Source organism: Achromobacter dolens (assembly GCF_902859745.1).
Taxonomy (GTDB): domain Bacteria; phylum Pseudomonadota; class Gammaproteobacteria; order Burkholderiales; family Burkholderiaceae_B; genus Achromobacter; species Achromobacter dolens.
The window spans coordinates 12469-31926 of sequence record NZ_CADIJW010000013.1; the positions used below are offsets into that span (position 1 = coordinate 12469).

The following is a 19458-nucleotide window of genomic DNA, read 5'->3' on the forward strand; positions in this document are numbered from 1 at the left end:
GCATCATGCCCAAGCGTACAGACCTAAAAAGCATTCTCATCATCGGCGCCGGCCCCATCATCATCGGGCAGGCCTGCGAATTCGACTATTCCGGCGCGCAAGCGTGCAAGGCGCTCAAGGCCGAGGGTTACCGCACCATCCTGGTGAACAGCAACCCCGCCACGATCATGACGGACCCGGAAACGGCCGACGTCACCTACATCGAGCCCATCACCTGGCAGGCCGTCGAAAAGATCATCGAGCGTGAAAAGCCCGATGCGCTGCTGCCCACCATGGGCGGCCAGACCGCGCTGAACTGCGCGCTCGACCTGGCCCGCCATGGCGTGCTGAAAAAGCACAACGTCGAACTGATCGGCGCCAACGAGCACGCCATCGAAAAGGCCGAGGACCGCCAGAAGTTCAAACAGGCCATGACCGACATCGGCCTGGAATCGGCCAAGTCGGGCGTCGCCCATAGCATGGACGAAGCCTGGGAAGTGCAGCGCCGCATCGCCGCGGAAGTCGGCACCTCGGGCTTCCCCGCCGTGATCCGCCCCAGCTTCACCATGGGCGGCTCGGGCGGCGGCATCGCCTACAACGCCGAAGAATTCGAAACCATCTGCCGCCGCGGCCTGGAAGCCTCGCCCACCAGCGAGCTGCTGATCGAAGAGTCGCTGCTGGGCTGGAAGGAATTCGAGATGGAAGTGGTCCGCGACAAGGCGGACAACTGCATCATCGTCTGCTCCATCGAGAACCTGGACCCCATGGGCGTGCACACTGGTGACTCGATCACCGTGGCGCCGGCCCAGACGCTGACCGACAAGGAATACCAGATCATGCGTAACGCATCGATCGCGGTGTTGCGCGAGATCGGCGTGGACACGGGCGGCTCGAACGTGCAGTTCGCGGTCAACCCCAAGAACGGCCGCATGATCGTCATCGAGATGAACCCGCGCGTGTCGCGTTCGTCGGCGCTGGCGTCCAAGGCCACCGGTTTCCCCATCGCCAAGGTCGCCGCGCGCCTGGCCGTGGGCTACACGCTGGACGAGCTCAAGAACGAAATCACCGGCGGCGCCACGCCCGCCTCGTTCGAGCCGTCGATCGACTACGTGGTCACCAAGGTGCCGCGTTTCGCCTTCGAGAAATTCCCCACCGCCGACGCGCGCCTGACCACCCAGATGAAGTCCGTGGGCGAAGTCATGGCCATCGGCCGCACCTTCCAGGAATCGTTCCAGAAGGCGCTGCGCGGCCTGGAAGTCGGCGTCGACGGCCTGAACCAGAAGACCACCGACCGCGAAAAGCTGCAGGTCGAGCTGGGCGAACCCGGTCCGGAACGCATCTGGTACGTGGGCGACGCCTTCGCGCAGGGCTTCACGCTGGACGAAGTGCACAACATCACGCACATCGACCCCTGGTTCCTGTCGCAGATCAAGGAAATCGTCGATATCGAGCTGGCGCTCGAACAGAAGACGCTGTCCGACCTGGACTACGCCACCCTCTGGGAACTGAAGCGCCGCGGTTTCTCCGACCGTCGCCTGGCGTTCCTGCTGGACACGGTCGAATCCGAAGTGCGCAAGCTGCGTCACCAGTTGAACGTGCGCCCGGTCTACAAGCGCGTGGACACCTGCGCCGCCGAATTCGCCACCCGCACGGCCTACATGTACTCGACCTACGAGGAAGAGTGCGAAGCCGCGCCCACCGACCGCAAAAAGATCGTGGTGCTGGGCGGTGGCCCGAACCGCATCGGCCAGGGCATCGAGTTCGACTACTGCTGCGTGCATGCCGCGCTGGCGCTGCGTGACGACGGGTACGAGACCATCATGGTCAACTGCAACCCGGAAACCGTCTCCACCGACTACGACACCTCCGACCGCCTGTACTTCGAGCCGCTGACGCTGGAAGACGTGCTGGAAATCGTCCACAAGGAAAATCCGGTCGGCATGATCGTCCAGTACGGCGGCCAGACCCCGCTGAAGCTGGCGCGCGCGCTGGAAGCCAACGGCGTGCCGATCATCGGCACCAGCCCGGAATCCATCGACATCGCCGAAGACCGCGAGCGTTTCCAAAAGCTGCTGAACAAGCTCGGCCTGCGCCAGCCGCCCAACCGCACGGCCCGCACGGAAGCCGAGGCCCTGGCCCACGCCGCCGAGATCGGCTACCCGCTGGTGGTGCGTCCCAGCTACGTGCTGGGCGGCCGTGCCATGGAAATCGTGCACGAGCAGCAGGACCTCGAACGCTACATGCGCGAGGCCGTGAAGGTCAGCAATGACTCGCCCGTGCTGCTGGACCGCTTCCTGAACAACGCCACCGAAGTCGACGTGGACTGCCTGGCCGACGGCGAAACCGTCTTCATCGGCGGCGTCATGGAACACATCGAGCAGGCCGGCGTGCACTCGGGCGACTCCGCCTGCAGCCTGCCGCCGTACTCGCTGTCGGCCGACGTCATCGCCGAGATCAAGCGCCAGACCGGCATGATGGCCAAGGCCCTGAACGTCAGCGGCCTGATGAACGTGCAGTTCGCCATCCAGGGCGGCGATGTCTACGTGCTGGAAGTGAACCCGCGCGCTTCGCGCACGGTGCCCTACGTGTCCAAGGCCACCGGCCTGCAACTGGCCAAGATCGCCGCGCGCGCCATGGCCGGCCAGACGCTGGCGGCCCAGGGCGTCACCCGCGAAGTCGTGCCGCCTTACTTCTCGGTCAAGGAAGCCGTGTTCCCGTTCGTGAAGTTCCCGGGCGTGGACACCATCCTCGGCCCGGAAATGAAGTCGACCGGTGAAGTCATGGGCGTGGGCACCAGCTTCGGCGAAGCCTTCGTCAAGTCGCAGCTTGCCGCCGGCGTGCGCCTGCCGGAATCCGGCACGGTGTTCATCAGCGTCAAGAACCAGGACAAGCCCCGCGCCGTCGAAGTGGCGCGCGGCCTGCACGCCCTGGGCTTCAAGCTGGTGGCCACGCGCGGCACCGCGGCCGAGATCGAAGCGGCGGGCATTCCCGTGCAACTGGTCAACAAGGTCACGGAAGGCCGTCCGCACATCGTCGACATGGTCAAGAACGGCGAGATCGCGCTGGTCATCAACACCGTCGAAGAGCGCCGCAACGCCATTGCCGACTCGCGTACCATCCGTACGCAGGCGCTGGCCGCGCGCGTGACCTTCTTCACCACCATCGCCGGTGCGCGTGCCGCGGTCGAGGGCATGCAGTACCTGCGTCAAGGCCTCGGCCTGCAGGTGTATCCGCTGCAGGAACTTCACGCGTCCTTGTTGGACAAATAGCGCTTGGGCGCGCAGAGGGCGCGCCGCAAGTGAATTGAGGACAAAAGAATGAAGTGGTTCATTCTGGCGTTATTCATCGTATGCGCCACGGTAGTCCACTACCGTGGCCGCGTACGACACCGGTTCTCGCGGCAGGCATTGGATCACTCCACCTTCACGGCGCCGCTGAACTGTTTCATGTACGCGTTCTCCAGCGTGCCCAACAAGCCCTATCTCGACCTGGACCAGTTCCCGGAACTGAAGGTCTTGCTGGACCGCTGCGAGGAAATCCGCGCCGAGGCCGTCAACCTTTATGGCGACGGCCACATCAAGGCGTCGGACAAGTACAACGATGCGGGCTTCAACTCGTTCTTCAAGACGGGCTGGAAGCGCTTCTACCTGAAGTGGTACGACGCCGACCATCCGTCGGCCGAGGCCCTCTGTCCGGTCACGACCAAGCTGCTGGCGGGCATCCCGACCATCAAGGCCGCGATGTTCGCCTCGCTGCCCCCGGGAAGCCGCCTGCCGCGCCATCGTGATCCGTACGCCGGTTCGCTGCGTTTCCACATGGGTCTGATCACGCCGAACAGCCCCGACTGCTACATCAACGTCGACGGCCAGGAATACCACTGGCGCGACGGCGAGGCGGTGGTGTTCGACGAGACCTTCATCCATTACGCCGAAAACAAGACCGACCAGAACCGGATCATCCTGTTCGCGGACGTCGAGCGCCCCATGCGTTACCGCTGGGCCCAGGCGTTCAACCGCGTGGTCGGCGGCTTCCTGTTGCGCGCGGCGGCCGCGCCCAACCAGGAAGGCGACGCCACCGGCGGCATCAATCGCATCTTCGGCGCGGTGTATGCGGTGCGCCGCTTCGGCAAGGCGCTCAAGAAGAAGAGCAAGCCGCTGTACTACCTGTCCAAGTGGGCGCTGGTGGCGGCGATCTTCGCGCTGATCTTCCTGTAAGACTCGCGCCGACCTTCCTGTAGCATAGCGGGCGGGGCCTCTCTTGCGAGAGGCTCCGCCTTTTTTCATCCGACCCGGGGCGAGCCTCCATGGACAGAGTATTCATCACCGGCGCCAGCAGCGGCCTGGGCCGCGCGTTGGCGCAGCGCTATGCCGCCAGCGGCGCCACGCTCGGCCTGCTGGGCCGGCGCGAGGACGCGTTGCGGGAGCTGGCCGCCAGCCTGCCGGGCCAGCATCGCTGCTACGCGGTGGACGTGCGCGACCGTCAGGCGCTGCACGCGGCGGCGCAGGATTTCATTGCGTTCTGCCAGGGGCGGGTCGATGTGGTCATCGCCAGCGCCGGCATCAGCGCCGGCACGTTGACCGGCCATCACGAAGACTACGAGGTCTTCAAGGCCATCGTCGACACCAACCTGCTGGCGACCGTGGCGACCTTCGAGCCGTTCGTCGAGCCGATGCGAGCCGCCGGTGGCGGCCGGCTGGTCGGCATCGCCAGTGTCGCCGGCGTGCGCGGTTTGCCCGGGGCGGGCGCCTACAGCGCCTCCAAGTCGGCGGTAGTGACCTACTGCGAGAGCCTGCGGTTGGAACTGGCGGGCGACGGCATCCGTGTCGTCACCATCGCGCCGGGGTACATCAAGACCGCGATGACGGCGCACAATCCGTACAAGATGCCGTTCCTGATGGACGCCGACAAGTTCGCGCAGCGCGCCCAGGCGGCGATTGGGCGCGGCAACACGTACACGGTGATTCCCTGGCAGATGGGCGTGGTGGCGAAACTGATGCGCCTGCTGCCCAACGCGGTCTACGACCGGCTGGCGCGCAACGCGCCGCGCAAGCCGCGCAAGGCGGATACGGCGGGCTGAGCCCGCGTGCCGGGGGGGGCGGTCCGCCGGCGGTGCAGAGAGCGAGCGCCGGCGGGCGCAGGCCGGGCGGCAGCAGCTTGGGCGTCCGGCTTGCGTCGGACGCCGGTCATCACGGCACGACGTCGTTGCCGACTTCAGTGTCCACGTGGCCCACGTCGCCCCAATCCAGCACTTCCCACTGCCGGCCGCGCACGCCGACGCGGTTGATGCTGACGTTCAGCAGCGCCGCGTCGCGCGGCGCGTTCAGCGGCACGCCGCTGGCATGGCGCCAGATGATGTCCAGCACGCCGCCGTGGGTGAACATCAGGATGCGTTCGCCGTCATGGCGGCTGGCCACGTCATCCACCGTGGAGATGACGCGCGACTGGAACTGGCCCAGCGTCTCGCCGCCGTCCAGCGGGCGCAGCGGGTCGCGGCTGCGCCAGGCGGCTGCCGCTTCCGGCGCCAGCACGTCGATGCGGTCCAGGTCCAGCCCTTCGAGCACGCCAAAGCCGCGCTCGCGGATGCCGGGCTCGATCCGCACGCGCAGGTCCAGTTGTTCCGACACCGGCGTGGCGGTGGCGTGGGCGCGCTGCAGGTCGCTGCTGTAGATGGCGTCGATCGGCGTGCTGCGCGCGTCTTCGCGCAGGCGCGAGGCCAGCAGGCCGGCCTGGTTGCGGCCGAACTCGTTCAGGGGGATGTCTTGCCAGCCCTGCAGGCGGCGCTGGCGGTTCCAGTCGGTTTCGCCGTGGCGGATGAACCAGATTTCAGTCATTGCGGTGTCGATACGGTGGGGAAGGGCGCGGGTGGCGACCGACCCGGCTCAGAGCGGCTCGGGCGCGACGGGCGCGCGCGGCTTCCAGATGGCTTGAATCACCGAGCTTAACGCGACCAGCGCGGGCTCGCTAGCGCGTTCGTAGGGCAGGATGAAGCCGAGGGTGGCGTCGGCCCGCGCCTGGCCCCACACCATGAAGTCGCCCGAGGCCGCGCCGGCCAGTGCGGTTTCCTCGCGCAGCAGCGCGCAACCGGCGCCGGCCCGCACCAGCGCCTCCAGGTTGGCCTGGTCGTCATTCTGCATGGCGATGCGCGGCGACAGGCCGTGGCGCTCGAACATGTCGCGCAACAGCAGGTGGGTGTGGCTGCCGGCGGGACCGTCCAGCCACGGCAATTGCGCCACCTCGCGCCAGCCGCCGCGCTTGAGCACGGCGGCGTGTTCGGTCGGCAGCGCGATGCGGTACCGCACGCTGCGCAGCGGTAGCCACAGCACGCCGCGCGGCGGGTGCGCGGCGATGGTCAACGCCGCCGGCAGCCGGCCGGTGCTGACCTGCTCGGCCAGCACGGCGGTGGGCTGGATCTGCGTCTTCAGTTCGATCAGCGGCAGCCGCTGCGTAATGGCCGCCGCCAGCTCGCCCAGCCGCAGGAAGTCGGGCTTCTCGCTGGGCAGGCCCAGTTCCACCACGCCCTGCAGGCTGCCTTGCAGTTGCTGCGCCTCGGACTTGAACTGCGCGCCCAGCACCAGCAGCGATTCGGCGGTGGGCAGCAGCATCTCGCCGGCCTTGGCCAGCGCCAGCCGCCCGCCGCTGCGGTCGAACAGCGCCACGCCCAGGCTCTGTTCCAGCGCCTTGATCTGCGCGGTGACGGCGGGCTGGGTCAGCGACAGCGCTTCGGCGGCCCGCGTCAGGTTGCCCAGGCGGGCAACCGTGACGAAGGCGCGGATCTGATAGATTTCCATGCCGCCTTTGTAGGGGAAGCGGGCTCAGGCGGCAAGCAGCCGTACTTGCGTCGGCTCCAACCCGATCGACACCGGCGCGCCCACCGGGAACGGCGACAGCCCCGCCAGGTGCGACTGGTCGGCCGTCAGGCGCTGTTCGCCGATCTGCACCTGGTAGCGGGTGAATTCGCCCAGGAACTCGCTGCTTTCCACCACGCCCGGCAGCCATACGTAGCGCGCGTCGCCCAGCCCGTCGGCCATTTCGATCTGCACCGTGTGCGGCCGGAAGCTGGCCGCCAGCCGCTGCGCCGCGGGCGCTTCGGCCGCCAGCGGCAGGTGCAGGTCGCCCACGCCTTCCACTGCCAGCACCACGCTGCCGCTGGTGCGCTCGCGCACCTCGCCCTCCAGCACGTTCATGGTGCCGACGAAGTTGGCCACGAAGCGGTTCACCGGATAATCGAACAGCGTGCTGGGGGCGCCGATCTGCTGGACCACGCCGTGGTCCAGCACCGCCATGCGGTCGGCGGTGGTCATGGCTTCTTCCTGGTCGTGGGTGACGAAGATGGTGGTGATGCCGAGCCGCCGCTGCAGGCTCAGCAGGTCCTGGCGCATCTGCACGCGCAGCTTCTTGTCCAGGTTCGACAGCGGCTCGTCCAGCAGCAGCACCTGCGGTTCGATCACGATGGTGCGCGCCAGCGCCACGCGCTGCTGCTGTCCGCCGGACAGTTGGTTGGGGCGGCGGCGTGCGTACTGCGACAGCCCCACCAGCTCCAGCGCGGCCTCGACCTTGGCGCGGATCTGCTCGCGCGGCAGCTTGCGCTCGACCAGCCCGAACGCCACGTTGTCCCACACGGTCATGTGCGGCCACAGCGCGTAGTTCTGGAACACCATGCCGATGTTGCGGTCCCATGGCGGGATGGCGCTGATGTCCTTGCCATCCACCAGCAACTGGCCGGCGTCCTGCCGGTTGAAGCCCGCGATCAGGCGCAGCAGGGTGGACTTGCCCGAACCCGACGGCCCCAGCAGGGCGAAGAACTCGCCCGGTTCGATGTGGATGTTGACGTCCTTGAGCACTTCCGTCTTGCCATACGACAGCCGGATGTTGCGGCATTCAACGCTGACTTTCTTCATGTCGATTCCCCTTGATTCAGGCCGTCTCGTCGTGACGCGCCGGGCGCTGGCGCGCCTGGGCGCGTTCCACCAGCAAGTGCGAGACATAGGTGCCGATGGCGACCGCGGCCACCGCCAGCACGCCCAGCGCGGCGCCCGGACCCCGGCCCGCGGCGCTCTGCATGTACAGATAGATGCCATAGCTCATCGGCGCCTGGCTGTCCTTGGTGACCAGCATGATGGTGGCCGACAGCTCCACCGCCGCGGTCACGAAGCTGGTCACGAAACCGGCCAGCATGCCGCCGGCCATCAGCGGCACCACCACCCGCCGGATGGTGCGCAGGCGCGTCGCGCCCAGCGATTGCGCCGCTTCCTCCAGCGATACGTTGATCTGCTGCAGCGCGGCCACGCACGAGCGCAAGGCGTAGGGCAGCCGCCGCACCGAGTACGCGATCATGATGATGATCCACGACGAGGTCAGCAGCGTGCCGGTGCCCGGGATCTCCACGCCGCGGAACGTGCGCAGCAGCCCGATCGCCAGCACGATGCCCGGGATCGCCAGCGCCGCCGACGCCAGGAAGTCCAGCCACTGGCGCGCCGGCAGCCGGGTGCGCAGCATCAGGTAGGCGATGGCGGTGCCCAGGATCACGTCCACGCCCGCCGCCAGGCCGCAATAGAGCAGGGTGTTGGCGATCATGCCCTGCGATTCGCTGAACACCGCGCTGTAGTGCGCCAGCGTGTAGCCGTCCGGCAGCGGCGCGAAGCTCCAGACGCTCGCCAGCGACAGCAGCAGCACCCCCATGTGCGGCGACAGCACCAGCAGCAGCACCAGGATGATCCAGCCATAGGCCAGCACGCTTTCGGCCGGGCGCAGCTTGCGCTTCTGGATCGAGTTGCCGCCCTTTTGCAGCGTGGAGTAGTCGCGGCCCTTGAGCACGCGCGCCGACAGCCACAGCGCCAGGATCGAGAAGGCGATCATGATGACGCTGATGACGTAGCCCAGCGGATCCTCCAGCCCCACCTGCGTGATGCGCAGATAGGCCTGCGGCGCCAGCATGTTGGTGGTGCCCAGCACCAGCGGCGTGCCCAGGTCGTCGAACACCTTCACGAACACCAGCGAGGTGCCGGCCACGTAGCCCGGCAGCGCCAGCGGGAAGATCACGCGGCGGAACAGCCGGAAGCCGCGCGCGCCCAGGTTGAAGGCCGCTTCCTCCATGGCGCCGTCGATGTTGCGCAGCGCCACCACCAGGTTCATCAGGATGAACGGGAAGTAGTGCAGCGCCTCGACGAATATGACGCCGTTCAGGCCTTCCATGAACGGGATGGTGAAGCCGAACCAGTCGTTCAGCAGCAGGTTGACGCTGCCCGAGCGGCCGAAGATGAGCTGCATCGCCACCGCGCCGACGAAGGGCGGCATGATCAGCGGCAGCACCCCCAGCGTCTGGATGATGAGCGCGCCGCGGAAATCGAAGCGCACCGTGAAGTACGCCAGCGGCACCGCGATCAGCGAGGCCAGCAGCGCTGACCAGCCCGCCACGTAGAGGCTGTTGAAGAACGCCTCCAGCATCAGCGGCTGGTTGAAGAACGCGCCGAAGTGGCCGATGGTGAAGCCGCCGTCGGCGTTGACGAAGGCGCTGTAGAACACCGTGCCGACCGGCACGGCCAGGAACAGCGCCAGGAAACCCAGCACCAGGAGCGCGGCCAGCACGGGGCCGGCGGGCAGGCGTGAATGGCCCGGAAGATTCATCGAGATTCCCGTAAAGGTTCAGGACAGGCCGCCCGCGGCGGGGCGGCGGCCGGACGGGGCGAGCCCCCCGTCCGGCGCGAGCCGGGCTCAGAGCGCCGCGGCTTCCCGCGCCAGCTTCACGGCCTGCTCGTAATTGCTCTTGGCCGTGCCGTTCCATTCGCCTTCCAGCTTGGTGATCTGCTGGTTGACCGCGGCGTCTTTCTTGTTGCCGCTGAAGATCTTCAGGAACTCGGGATCGGCGGCCTGCTTGCCGTCCACCAGCGGCGCCCAGGCCAGCTTGCGGGCCTGCGCCAGCAGTTCGGCCGGCTTGCCGCTCTTGCCCTTGTCGCCGAGCTTGGCCTCGGCGTCGTAGATCGCCTTGGTCGCCGCCTGCAGTTCCTTCAGGCGGAACGTGACGGTCTGGTCGTACAGCGACTGCACCACGTAGTAACGCGTCTGCGACAGGTCGGCGTTGAACTGCACCTTGCTGCGGCGCGCGATCTCGGCGGGATCCGGATAACCCTGCGGCACCTTGCCGCCCAGCGCCGAATACGGCAGCACCGGCAGGCGCGAGATCTTCGGTTCCAGCAGCAGTTCCTGGCCCGCCTGGCTGAGCGTGAAGGCGATGAACTTCTTGCCTTCCTCGGTGTTCTTGGCGCCGTCGATCAGCGCGATGTTGGCCGGCACGATGGCGGTCTCGGAGGGATAGACGAATTCCACCGGGAACTTCGAGTACTTGCTCGACAGGCCGAAGAAGTCGATCACCGGCCCCGCGCCGAACTGGCCGTTGTTGACGCCGTCCGGCACGCCGAACGAGCGCTCGGTCACGGCGCTGCTGTTGCCCGACATGCGCAGCAGCGTGTTCCAGCCGTCGTCCCAGCCTTCGCCCTGCAGGATGGTCTCGACCGTCAGGTGCATGGTGCCCGAGCGCGACGGCGAGGTGATGCCGACGTGGCCGAACCAGTGCGGCGCCAGCAGGTCCTTCCATTCGACCGGGGCGGGGATCTTGTGCGCCGCGATGTAGCGCGTGTTGTAGACAATGCCGTAGCCGGCCAGCGCCTGGCCCAGGTACATGCCGCCCGGGTCGTTGATGGGGTAGTTGCCGATCTTGTCCGGCACGTCCTTGTTGGCGACGTCCGAGGACTTGGCCAGCAGCTTGTCGCGGCCCAGCACCTCGAAGGCGTCCGGGGCGCTGGCCCAGAACACTTCCGGGCGCTGGCCGGCCGGCGTCTCGCGCACGTAGGCAATGCCGGACACGGTGTTCTTGTTGAGGATCTCCAGCGTGATGCCGGGGTTGGCCTTCTCGAACGCGGTCTTGTAGGCCTGGGTCAAATCTTTCGGGAACGACGTGATCACCGTGACGGTGCCCGCCAGGGCGGGGGCGGCGCAGGCGGCCAGCAGCGCCCCTGCAAGGGCTGTGCGCATTGCATGCATGGTTTGTCTCCGTGGTTTTTCGATTTGTCCGGAGACCTTAGCGGCTGCATGCGCCGCCAGTCCAATCACAAATTTTGATGCGCGCCATCAGTGTGGCGGGCATTCGGGAGAACCCGCGCGAGCGCGCGGGCCTGGGGCGGCCGCCTAGGCCGTGGCCGACACGCCGCCGTTGGCCTTGGTCATCGCCTTGATCTTTTCGTTCATCACCTGCTGGATCTGGTTCATGATCTGCAGCGCCTGCCCGTTCAGGGCCTGCATTTGCGTGGCCTTCTGCTCCGCCGACGCGTTGCTATCGCGCACGCGTTCGATTTGCTCCATGACGCGCTTGAGCTGGCGCTGCAGTTCCTTGATCTGCCGGGTGTAATGATCGTCGTTTTCGGACGATTCGGTTTCCTCGGCCTGGCCCACCTTCATCGCGCCGGCGTTGTTGACGCGGATCTTGCCGTCTGGCGTGACGCTGACGCCCGGATCGCCGGCCTTGGCATCCTTGGCTTCCTTGTTGGCCTGGATCTTCTGCGCCCACAGGTCGGCCATGCTGCCGATGCGCGAGGTGCCGCTGATGGAATCGATGGCCATGGAGGTCTCCTGGGAGGGAATTGACTGGGGTTTTCACTAATACGGCATTGCGGCGGGGAACTTAAGTTGCCGCCCGTTCCCGCCCCCCTTTACACTGGCGCCCGCTCACACCAATCACTCCCGGGGATTCCATGTCCAATTCCTATTTTCCGCGCTGGCGCCTGGCGGACGACGCCGAGCCCGGCGTCATCATCGCGCCCGACGAACGGCTGTCCTGGCCCAAGAACGTGGCCATGGGGGCGCAACACGTGGTGGCGATGTTCGGCTCCACCGTGCTGGCGCCGCTGCTGATGGGCTTCGATCCCAACGTCGCCATCCTGATGTCGGGCATCGGCACCCTGATCTTCTTCCTGTTCGTGGGCGGCCGGGTCCCCAGTTACCTGGGTTCCAGCTTTGCCTTCATCGGCGGCGTCATCGCGGTTACCGGCTATGCCGGCGGCGGGGCCAACGCCAACATCGGCGTGGCGCTGGGCGCCATCATCGCCTGCGGCCTGGCCTACACGCTGATCGGCGTTCTCGTCTGGATCGCCAACGGCCGCGCCGGCGGCGGCGCCAACTGGATCGACACCCTGATGCCGCCGGTGGTGACGGGCGCGGTGGTCGCGGTGATCGGCCTGAACCTGGCGCCTATCGCCGCCAAGGGGGCCATGGGCGCCTCGGGCTTCGACAGCGCCATGGCAATCGTCACCATCCTGTGCGTGGGCGGCATTGCGGTCTACACCAAGGGCATGGTGCAGCGCCTGCTGATCCTGGTCGGCCTGATCCTGGCCTGCGTGGTCTACGCGATCTTCGCCAACGGCATGGGCCTGGGCAAGCCGATCGACTTCTCGGCCGTGTCGGCCGCCGCCTGGTTCGGGCTGCCGCACTTCGCCGCGCCCGTGTTCAAGGCCGAGGCCATGGGCCTGATCGTGCCGGTGGCCATCATCCTGGTCGCCGAGAACCTGGGCCACGTCAAAGCGGTCAGCGCCATGACCGGCCAGGACCTGGACCGCTACCTGGGCCGCGCCTTCGTCGGCGACGGCGTGGCCACCATGGTCTCGGGCGCCGTCGGCGGCACCGGCGTCACCACCTACGCCGAAAACATCGGCGTGATGGCGGTGACCCGCATCTATTCGACGCTGGTGTTCGTGATCGCCGCGCTGATCGCCATTGTGCTGGGCTTCTCGCCCAAGTTCGGCGCCCTGATCCAGACCATTCCCGCGCCCGTGCTGGGCGGCATGTCGGTGGTGGTCTTCGGCTTGATCGCCATTGCCGGGGCCCGCATCTGGGTGGTCAATCAGGTCGACTTCAGCGACAACCGTAACCTGATCGTGGCCGCGGTCACGCTGGTGCTGGGCGCGGGCGATTTCACCGTCAAACTGGGCAACTTCACGTTGGGCGGCATCGGCACCGCAACCTTCGGCGCCATCATCCTGTACGCGTTGCTGCGCCGCAAGAAATAGGGCGGGGCGGTTGTCCTGCCTGGCGCCCGTCCCTCGGGCGCCGCGCCCGGCCCGCGGCGGCCGGCCGCGAGGCGGCAGCTCCGCTGGCCGGGCGCGACAGGCCGGCGCCGCTCAGGAACGCGACAGCCGCGACGCCGGCGTCCGGCCGCCCACCTGCACCGGGGCCGCCTCGATCACCTGGCCCGACTGGGTCTTGAAGACCGCGGTCGCCTCCGCGAGGCGCCGGGCCTGATCCTCCATCGCCGACGCGGCCGCCGAGGCCTGCTCCACCAGCGCGGCGTTCTGCTGCGTCACCTCGTCCATCTGCGAGACTGCCAGGCTGACCTGGTCGATGCCGCCGGCCTGTTGCGCCGAGGCCGCCGAGATCTCACCCATGATGTCGGCCACGCGCTGCACCGAGGTCACGATTTCGTCCATGGTCTGGCCGGCGGCCGCGACCTGCGATGAGCCGGCCGCGACCGTATCGACCGAGGTCTCGATCAGGACCTTGATCTCCTTGGCCGCCTGCGCCGCGCGCTGCGCCAGGGTGCGCACCTCGCCCGCCACCACGGCGAAACCCTTGCCCTGTTCCCCGGCACGGGCCGCCTCCACGGCGGCATTCAGCGCCAGGATATTGGTCTGGAAGGCAATGCCGTCGATCACCGATACGATGTCGGCGATGCGCCGCGAACTCTCGGAAATGCCCTGCATGGTGGCCACCACCTGGCCGACCGTCTGGCCGCCACGCTGCGCCACCTCCATGCTCACCGCCGCCAGTTGGTTGGCCTGGGCGGCGTTGTCGGCATTCTGCTTGACGGTGGCGGCCAGCTCTTCCATCGTCGAGGCGGTCTCTTCAAGCGCGGCTGCCTGCTGCTCGGTGCGGGTCGACAGATTGGCATTGCCGGCGGCGATCTCGGCCGCGCCGACATTGATCTCCTCGACCCCCTGACGCACCGTGGTCACCGTGCGGGTCAAGCCGTCCTGCATGCGCCGCACCGCGGAAAACAGCGTGCCGATCTCATTGTTGGAGCGGGCGTCGACCCGCTGGGTCAGGTCGCCCGCGGCGATCCGGTCGAAATGCCGGCCGGCGTCCTGCAGCGGCAGCAGCACGCCGCGGCGGATGAAGGCCCAGCACAGCACCGCCAGCAGCAGCGCCACCGACAGCAGGGAGATGGCCGAGATGCGGGCGGTCGAATAGGTGCTCTGCGACCTTTCCAGCACGCTATCGCTGCGTTCCTGAACCCGCGCCAGGAACACCTGCATGTCCTTGGCGAAGTCGGCGTCAGCCTGGCGCACCCGCGCTTCGTTCTGCTGGTAGCGCGCGACCGAGCGCTCCTTGAGCGCCGCGTCCAGTTCGCCCAGCGCGGCGGCGTAGGCGTTGAAGCGGCCCTGCAGGACCCGCGCCAGCTCCTGGCCGCGCTCGCTCTTGGGCACCGCCATGTAGCGGTCGAAGCGCTCGCGCGCCAGTTTGAGCTGTTCGGCGGCGGCGGCTTGCGCGCTGGCCGCCTGGTCGTTGGCGCCGGACTGCAGGTCGGCGATGCCCGTGCCCAACGACAGCCGGGCGCGCAGTAGCGCGGCATTGGATTCATAGAGCGGATCGACCTGATGCACGGCCACATTATTCAGGTCCTCGATTTCGTGCATGCTGTTTTCGGCGTTCATCCAGCTCAAGCCGCAAGCCAGCGCCAGGGTAATCACAAAGCAGGCCAACACCAGCATCATGCCCGTACGGACTTTCAATTTTTCCAGCATGGGAGCTCCCGTTCTTGAACGCGCTCCACCGCAGGCGTGGATACCGTGCCCACCGGCGCTGCGGCAGAGGGGCGAACGTCGCGCCGGATGACTGCGATGCGTCCGCCCAACCTGCAACACGCACAATCAATCGCTTTACGCGTGGCCGACACGGGCGGCTCGCGTATCCCTTCGCTTGAAACAGGAAAATGCCGGCTAATACCGGCATGTATTTAATTGTTATTAATGGGCCAGTTTGTCGGTTATACCTTTTTTATTGAGCACCACATCGCGTTTTTACATAAACCTCGCCGTGGTCGGGTTTGTCCTTACTGTTGAGTATCTTTTGTGCAACGCCGGCGCTGATCCGGGAAACGACGGGTTTTAGCGGGTTACGGCGGCGAAATGCGCCGAAAAAGCCGGTTTCTCCGGCGGCTTGCAATTCCGGCGGACTTTGACCACAATATGACCTTGATTGCCCCGGTTCCGACCCGAGCCGGGGTTTTGTTTTGGTCGCAGCTTGCCGCATTCGTCCGGCGGGCCGGCCCGAGCGGGCGCAAGGGGATCCATCGGGTTCAGCTTTGCCCGCCCCTGGCCGTTCCGTTCCTGGCGATGCCCGTCACGAGTCCGCTTCCGACGGCGCCCCATGCGTCAGGTCCAAGACCTTCACACCGAGAACGCTCCGTCGGGGGCGTTTTCTACTTTTGTTTGGGAAACGACATGTCTGCCATTCCTTTGACCGTGCGCGGGGCCGAGCGCTTGCAAGAAGAGCTCCAGCGGCTGAAAACCGTGGAACGTCCCGCCGTCATCAACGCTATCGCCGAAGCGCGCGCGCAGGGCGATCTGTCGGAGAACGCCGAGTACGATGCGGCTCGCGAGCGCCAGGGTTTCATCGAGGGCCGGATCGCCGAGCTTGAGGGCACGCTTTCCAATGCCCACCTGATCGACCCGACTTCGCTCGAGGCCGAAGGTCGCGCCGTGTTCGGTGCCACCGTCGACATCGAGGACCTGGATTCGGGCGATCGTGTGACGTACCAGATCGTCGGCGACGTTGAAGCCGACATCAAGTCGAACCTGATCTCCGTGTCGAGCCCCGTGGCCCGCGCGCTGATCGGCAAGAGCGAAGGCGACGTGGTCGAGGTCAAGGCCCCGGCCGGTGTTCGCGAGTATGAAGTATTGAGCGTGCGTTACATCTGACGCTGGCTCTGAGCGGTAAAATCAGCAAAGCACCATAGCCCGCACCGGGTACCCGGCACGGCAACACTGCGGAACGCTATGGTGGATCGGGCGCGTAAAGCGCCCGTTTTTGTGCCCGGCGGAACTGCCCGGATTACCTTTTGGGCGACGACTTGCGGCTGGTGCCGCTGCGTGCCCCGGCGCGCAGGCTCAGCGCGCTGCCGGCGCGGCGCGGGATGCCGTGGCTGCCGGAAGCGGTCTTCTTGTTGCTGGGACGCATCGGCTTGCCGTTTTTGTTGAGCTGATCCTGCGGCACGAAGCGCGTCTTCGGCTTGGGCTCTTCGGTTTCGGAGCGGCGCGGACGCTTGGCCAGGGTCTTGCCTTCGGCGGCGAGCTTCTTGGGCGTATGCGGCTCGGAGGCGCGGCGCTTGGCGGGACGTTCCGGCTCGAGGGCGGCCAGCACGGGCGGCTTGATGTTGCCGGCCAGCGGGCGGAACAGGATCAGGGTCTTGCCCAGGTGGTGCACCGGGGCGCAGGACAGGGTGTCGCAGATGGTCGACAGCATGGCCTCGCGGGCCTCGCGATCGTCGCCGCCGGCCCGGACCTTGATCAGGCCGTGGGAAGTGAGTGCCAGGTCGATTTCCTTGAGCACGGCTTCGGTCAGGCCGTTGTCGCCGATCAGGACGACGGGGCGCAGAGGGTGAGCGGCGGACCGAAGGTCGCTGCGCTCACGAGAGGTAAGTTCTAATATAGGCATGCGTGGAATTGTACGGTAATGGCCAAGAATAAATTCTCCAAAGACTGGATTCACCAGCACATCAACGATCCCTATGTGAAGATGGCGCAACAGAAGGGCTACCGGGCCCGCGCCGCCTTCAAGCTGATCGAGATTCTCGACACCGAGAAGCTGCTGCGGCGTGGCGACCTGGTCGTCGACCTGGGCTCGGCCCCCGGCAGCTGGTCGCAGGTGGCGCGCGAGCGCCTGGCGGGCCCGGGCGGCGTGGTGGACGGGCGCATCATCGCCCTGGACATGCTGCCCATGGAGCCCGTGGCGGGCGTCGAATTCATCCAGGGCGACTTCCGCGAGGATGACATTTTGAAACAACTGGAAGACATGGTCGGATCGCGCGCGGTGGATCTTGTAATCTCCGACATGGCCCCCAACTTGTCAGGCGTGGGTATCGCCGACGCCGCGCGCATCCAGCACGTGTGCGAGCTGGCGATGGAGTTTTCCCTCGCCCATCTCAAGCCCAACGGGGCGCTGATCGTCAAGGCATTCCACGGAACGGGCTTTTCGCAGATCGTGGAGTCCTACAAACAGCACTTCAAGCGGGTGGTCGAGCGCAAGCCGAAGGCATCGCGGGACAAGTCCTCCGAAACCTTTCTGGTTGCGCGCGATCTGAAATAGCCCGCGCCGGGGCACGTGCCCCGGTGTCACAAGAACCCACCGGTCCGACGACGGCCGGCCTGCCGAGACAAAGACCAGCAAAATCACGAATCAGACGTAACTTAGCGGCCCCGCCCCTTCCCAGGACGCAACCCGGTCCGACAGGGTAGAATGGGCTATTGACATACTTGTGACTGTGCCATATGCGGGTGCGCGGTCGCCGGTCGGAATCGAAAGCAGGAGATCGACCTTGAATAATTCATTTTCGAAAGTCGCCGTCTGGATGGTGATAGCCCTGGTGCTATTCACGGTCTTCAAGCAGTTCGACGGACGCGCGCAGACCCAGGACGGCGTGACCTACACGCAGTTCATGGACGACGCCAAGGCGGGCCGTATCCGCAAGGTGGACGTGCAGGGCGGCCCTGGCGGCGACGTGCTCTACGTCACGCCGGACGCGGGCCGCCCCTACACGCTGACCTCGCCGGGCGACCTCTGGATGGTTTCCGACCTGCTCAAGTATGGCGTGCAGGTTTCGGGCAAGCCGCGCGAAGAGCAGTCGCTGCTGATGAGCATCTTCGTGTCCTGGTTCCCCATGCTGCTGCTGATCGGCGTGTGGGTGTTCTTCATGCGCCAGATGCAGGGCGGCGGCAGGGGCGGCGCGTTCAGCTTCGGCAAGTCGCGCGCCCGCATGCTCGACGAGAACACCAACCAGATCACCTTCGCCGACGTCGCCGGCTGCGATGAAGCCAAGGAAGACGTCCAGGAACTGGTCGACTTCCTGCGCGATCCCAGCAAGTTCCAGAAGCTGGGCGGTCGTATTCCGCGCGGCGTGCTGATGGTCGGCTCGCCCGGTACCGGCAAGACGCTGCTGGCCAAGGCCATCGCCGGCGAAGCCAAGGTGCCGTTCTTCAGCATTTCCGGCTCGGACTTCGTTGAAATGTTCGTCGGCGTGGGCGCGGCCCGCGTGCGCGACATGTTCGAGAACGCCAAGAAGCACGCGCCCTGCATCATCTTCATCGACGAAATCGACGCCGTCGGTCGCCAGCGTGGCGCCGGCCTGGGCGGCGGCAACGACGAACGCGAACAGACGCTGAACCAGATGCTGGTGGAAATGGACGGCTTCGAGTCGGGCCAGGGCGTCATCGTCATCGCCGCCACCAACCGTCCCGACGTGCTGGATCCGGCGCTGCTGCGTCCGGGCCGCTTCGACCGCCAGGTCGTGGTGCCGCTGCCGGACATCCGCGGCCGCGAACAGATCCTGAAGGTCCACATGCGCAAGGTGCCGCTGTCGCCCAACGTCGACGCGACCATCCTGGCGCGCGGCTGCCCGGGCTTCTCCGGCGCCGACCTGGCCAACCTGGTCAACGAAGCCGCGCTGTTCGCCGCGCGCCGCAACGGCCGCACGGTCGATATGTCGGACTTCGAGAAGGCCAAGGACAAGATCATCATGGGCGCCGAGCGCCGCTCGATCGTCATGCCCGAAGAGGAACGCAAGAACACCGCGTACCACGAATCCGGCCACGCCATCGTCGCCCGCATGCTGCCCAAGACCGATCCGGTCCACAAGGTCACCATCATTCCGCGCGGCCGCGCGCTGGGCGTGACGATGCAGTTGCCGGAAAGCGATCGCTACAGCATGGACAAGAGCCGCCTGTTGTCGACCATCGCGGTGTTGTTCGGCGGCCGTATCGCCGAAGAGATCTTCATGAACCAGATGACCACCGGCGCCTCGAACGACTTCGAACGCGCCACGGCCATCGCCCGCGACATCGTCACGCGCTACGGCATGACCGACGAGCTGGGTCCGATGGTCTACGCCGAGAACGAAGGCGAGGTGTTCCTGGGCCGCAGCGTCACCAAGACCACGCACATGTCCGAAGCCACCATGCAGAAGGTGGACTCCGAGATCCGCCGCATCATCGACGAGCAATACGGCGTTGCGCGCAAGATCCTGGAAGACAACCGCGACAAGGTCGAAGCCATGACCGCCGCGCTGCTCGAATGGGAAACCATCGACGCCGACCAGATCAACGACATCATCGAGGGCCGCCCGCCGCGTCCCCCGAAGACGCCGCAAGGTCCGTCGGATACGTCGGATACGCCTCCGACCGGCCTGGCCGCCGGCGGTAACACGGCAGCCGCGGTCTGAGG

At 66.6% G+C, this 19458-nt stretch carries 15 protein-coding genes; 7 read left to right on the top strand and 8 right to left on the bottom strand.

Annotation, left to right across the window (positions count from 1 at the left end; all coding sequences use genetic code 11):
- The first annotated feature begins 5 nt into the window (after positions 1-5).
- The 3 genes from carB to HV783_RS12215 all read left to right on the top strand — a co-directional run bounded on the left by carB (position 6) and on the right by HV783_RS12215 (position 5056).
- Entirely contained in the window at positions 6-3248 is a 3243-nt protein-coding gene (carB, locus tag HV783_RS12205) for a carbamoyl-phosphate synthase large subunit (RefSeq protein WP_054501096.1), read from the top strand.
- 48 nt (positions 3249-3296) lie between these two features.
- Positions 3297-4193, top strand: coding sequence for a lipid A hydroxylase LpxO (gene lpxO, locus HV783_RS12210; protein WP_054501097.1), 897 nt, complete (start codon positions 3297-3299; stop codon positions 4191-4193).
- 89 nt (positions 4194-4282) lie between these two features.
- On the top strand, positions 4283-5056 hold the full coding sequence (locus HV783_RS12215; protein WP_175189228.1) for an SDR family oxidoreductase: 774 nt from the start codon (positions 4283-4285) through the stop codon (positions 5054-5056).
- A 109-nt stretch (positions 5057-5165) separates the two neighbouring features.
- Here HV783_RS12215 and HV783_RS12220 read toward each other — a convergent pair whose 3' ends face one another.
- From HV783_RS12220 to HV783_RS12245, 6 genes are all read right to left on the bottom strand, one after another.
- The gene (locus tag HV783_RS12220) at positions 5166-5810 is read right to left on the bottom strand and encodes a histidine phosphatase family protein (RefSeq protein WP_064524061.1); all 645 of its coding nucleotides are present in this window, start codon (positions 5808-5810) and stop codon (positions 5166-5168) included.
- 48 nt (positions 5811-5858) lie between these two features.
- A complete protein-coding gene (locus HV783_RS12225; RefSeq protein WP_006385483.1) occupies positions 5859-6767 on the bottom strand; it encodes a LysR family transcriptional regulator in 909 nt (302 codons plus the stop codon).
- Positions 6768-6791: 24 nt separating this feature from the next.
- A complete protein-coding gene (locus HV783_RS12230; RefSeq protein ID WP_006385482.1) occupies positions 6792-7877 on the bottom strand; it encodes an ABC transporter ATP-binding protein in 1086 nt (361 codons plus the stop codon).
- 16 nt (positions 7878-7893) lie between these two features.
- The gene (locus HV783_RS12235) at positions 7894-9603 is read right to left on the bottom strand and encodes an ABC transporter permease (protein ID WP_054501100.1); all 1710 of its coding nucleotides are present in this window, start codon (positions 9601-9603) and stop codon (positions 7894-7896) included.
- Between the two features lie 87 nt (positions 9604-9690).
- Complete coding sequence (locus HV783_RS12240) at positions 9691-11016, bottom strand: ABC transporter substrate-binding protein (RefSeq protein ID WP_049075384.1); 1326 nt, start codon at positions 11014-11016, stop codon at positions 9691-9693.
- Positions 11017-11160: 144 nt separating this feature from the next.
- Positions 11161-11592 carry a FlxA-like family protein gene (locus tag HV783_RS12245; protein WP_116792844.1) on the bottom strand — a complete coding sequence of 144 codons (432 nt, stop codon included), beginning with the start codon at positions 11590-11592 and terminating at the stop codon, positions 11161-11163.
- 131 nt (positions 11593-11723) lie between these two features.
- Between HV783_RS12245 and HV783_RS12250 the strand changes: the two genes are divergently transcribed.
- The gene (locus HV783_RS12250) at positions 11724-13034 is read left to right on the top strand and encodes a solute carrier family 23 protein (RefSeq protein WP_054501102.1); all 1311 of its coding nucleotides are present in this window, start codon (positions 11724-11726) and stop codon (positions 13032-13034) included.
- A gap of 111 nt (positions 13035-13145) precedes the next feature.
- Here HV783_RS12250 and HV783_RS12255 read toward each other — a convergent pair whose 3' ends face one another.
- The gene (locus tag HV783_RS12255) at positions 13146-14765 is read right to left on the bottom strand and encodes a methyl-accepting chemotaxis protein (RefSeq protein ID WP_175189229.1); all 1620 of its coding nucleotides are present in this window, start codon (positions 14763-14765) and stop codon (positions 13146-13148) included.
- 699 nt (positions 14766-15464) lie between these two features.
- On the opposite strand from HV783_RS12255, the gene greA reads away from it, so the two are divergent.
- The gene (gene greA / locus HV783_RS12260) at positions 15465-15941 is read left to right on the top strand and encodes a transcription elongation factor GreA (RefSeq protein ID WP_006385475.1); all 477 of its coding nucleotides are present in this window, start codon (positions 15465-15467) and stop codon (positions 15939-15941) included.
- 133 nt (positions 15942-16074) lie between these two features.
- On the opposite strand, the gene HV783_RS12265 is transcribed toward greA, so the two are convergent.
- Positions 16075-16677, bottom strand: coding sequence for a YhbY family RNA-binding protein (locus HV783_RS12265; RefSeq protein ID WP_049075379.1), 603 nt, complete (start codon positions 16675-16677; stop codon positions 16075-16077).
- Positions 16678-16695: 18 nt separating this feature from the next.
- Here HV783_RS12265 and HV783_RS12270 point away from each other — a divergent pair, with 18 nt between their 5' ends.
- Positions 16696-17328: an RlmE family RNA methyltransferase gene (locus HV783_RS12270; RefSeq protein WP_006385473.1), complete on the top strand. Its 633-nt coding sequence runs from the start codon at positions 16696-16698 to the stop codon at positions 17326-17328.
- A gap of 229 nt (positions 17329-17557) precedes the next feature.
- Positions 17558-19456 carry an ATP-dependent zinc metalloprotease FtsH gene (gene ftsH, locus HV783_RS12275; protein ID WP_054501104.1) on the top strand — a complete coding sequence of 633 codons (1899 nt, stop codon included), beginning with the start codon at positions 17558-17560 and terminating at the stop codon, positions 19454-19456.
- Positions 19457-19458 lie beyond the last annotated feature (2 nt).

Bases quoted from the DNA above. Each gene is read 5' to 3' on its own strand.
- HV783_RS12240 (WP_049075384.1), bottom strand. From the start codon at position 11,016: ATGCATGCAATGCGCACAGCCCTTGCAGGGGCGCTGCTGGCCGCCTGC.
- lpxO (WP_054501097.1), top strand. From the start codon at position 3,297: ATGAAGTGGTTCATTCTGGCGTTATTCATCGTATGCGCCACGGTAGTC.
- HV783_RS12215 (WP_175189228.1), top strand. From the start codon at position 4,283: ATGGACAGAGTATTCATCACCGGCGCCAGCAGCGGCCTGGGCCGCGCG.
- HV783_RS12250 (WP_054501102.1), top strand. From the start codon at position 11,724: ATGTCCAATTCCTATTTTCCGCGCTGGCGCCTGGCGGACGACGCCGAG.
- HV783_RS12265 (WP_049075379.1), bottom strand. From the start codon at position 16,677: ATGCCTATATTAGAACTTACCTCTCGTGAGCGCAGCGACCTTCGGTCC.
- HV783_RS12230 (WP_006385482.1), bottom strand. From the start codon at position 7,877: ATGAAGAAAGTCAGCGTTGAATGCCGCAACATCCGGCTGTCGTATGGC.
- HV783_RS12245 (WP_116792844.1), bottom strand. From the start codon at position 11,592: ATGGCCATCGATTCCATCAGCGGCACCTCGCGCATCGGCAGCATGGCC.
- greA (WP_006385475.1), top strand. From the start codon at position 15,465: ATGTCTGCCATTCCTTTGACCGTGCGCGGGGCCGAGCGCTTGCAAGAA.
- HV783_RS12255 (WP_175189229.1), bottom strand. From the start codon at position 14,765: ATGCTGGAAAAATTGAAAGTCCGTACGGGCATGATGCTGGTGTTGGCC.
- HV783_RS12220 (WP_064524061.1), bottom strand. From the start codon at position 5,810: ATGACTGAAATCTGGTTCATCCGCCACGGCGAAACCGACTGGAACCGC.
- HV783_RS12270 (WP_006385473.1), top strand. From the start codon at position 16,696: ATGGCCAAGAATAAATTCTCCAAAGACTGGATTCACCAGCACATCAAC.
- HV783_RS12235 (WP_054501100.1), bottom strand. From the start codon at position 9,603: ATGAATCTTCCGGGCCATTCACGCCTGCCCGCCGGCCCCGTGCTGGCC.
- HV783_RS12225 (WP_006385483.1), bottom strand. From the start codon at position 6,767: ATGGAAATCTATCAGATCCGCGCCTTCGTCACGGTTGCCCGCCTGGGC.
- carB (WP_054501096.1), top strand. From the start codon at position 6: ATGCCCAAGCGTACAGACCTAAAAAGCATTCTCATCATCGGCGCCGGC.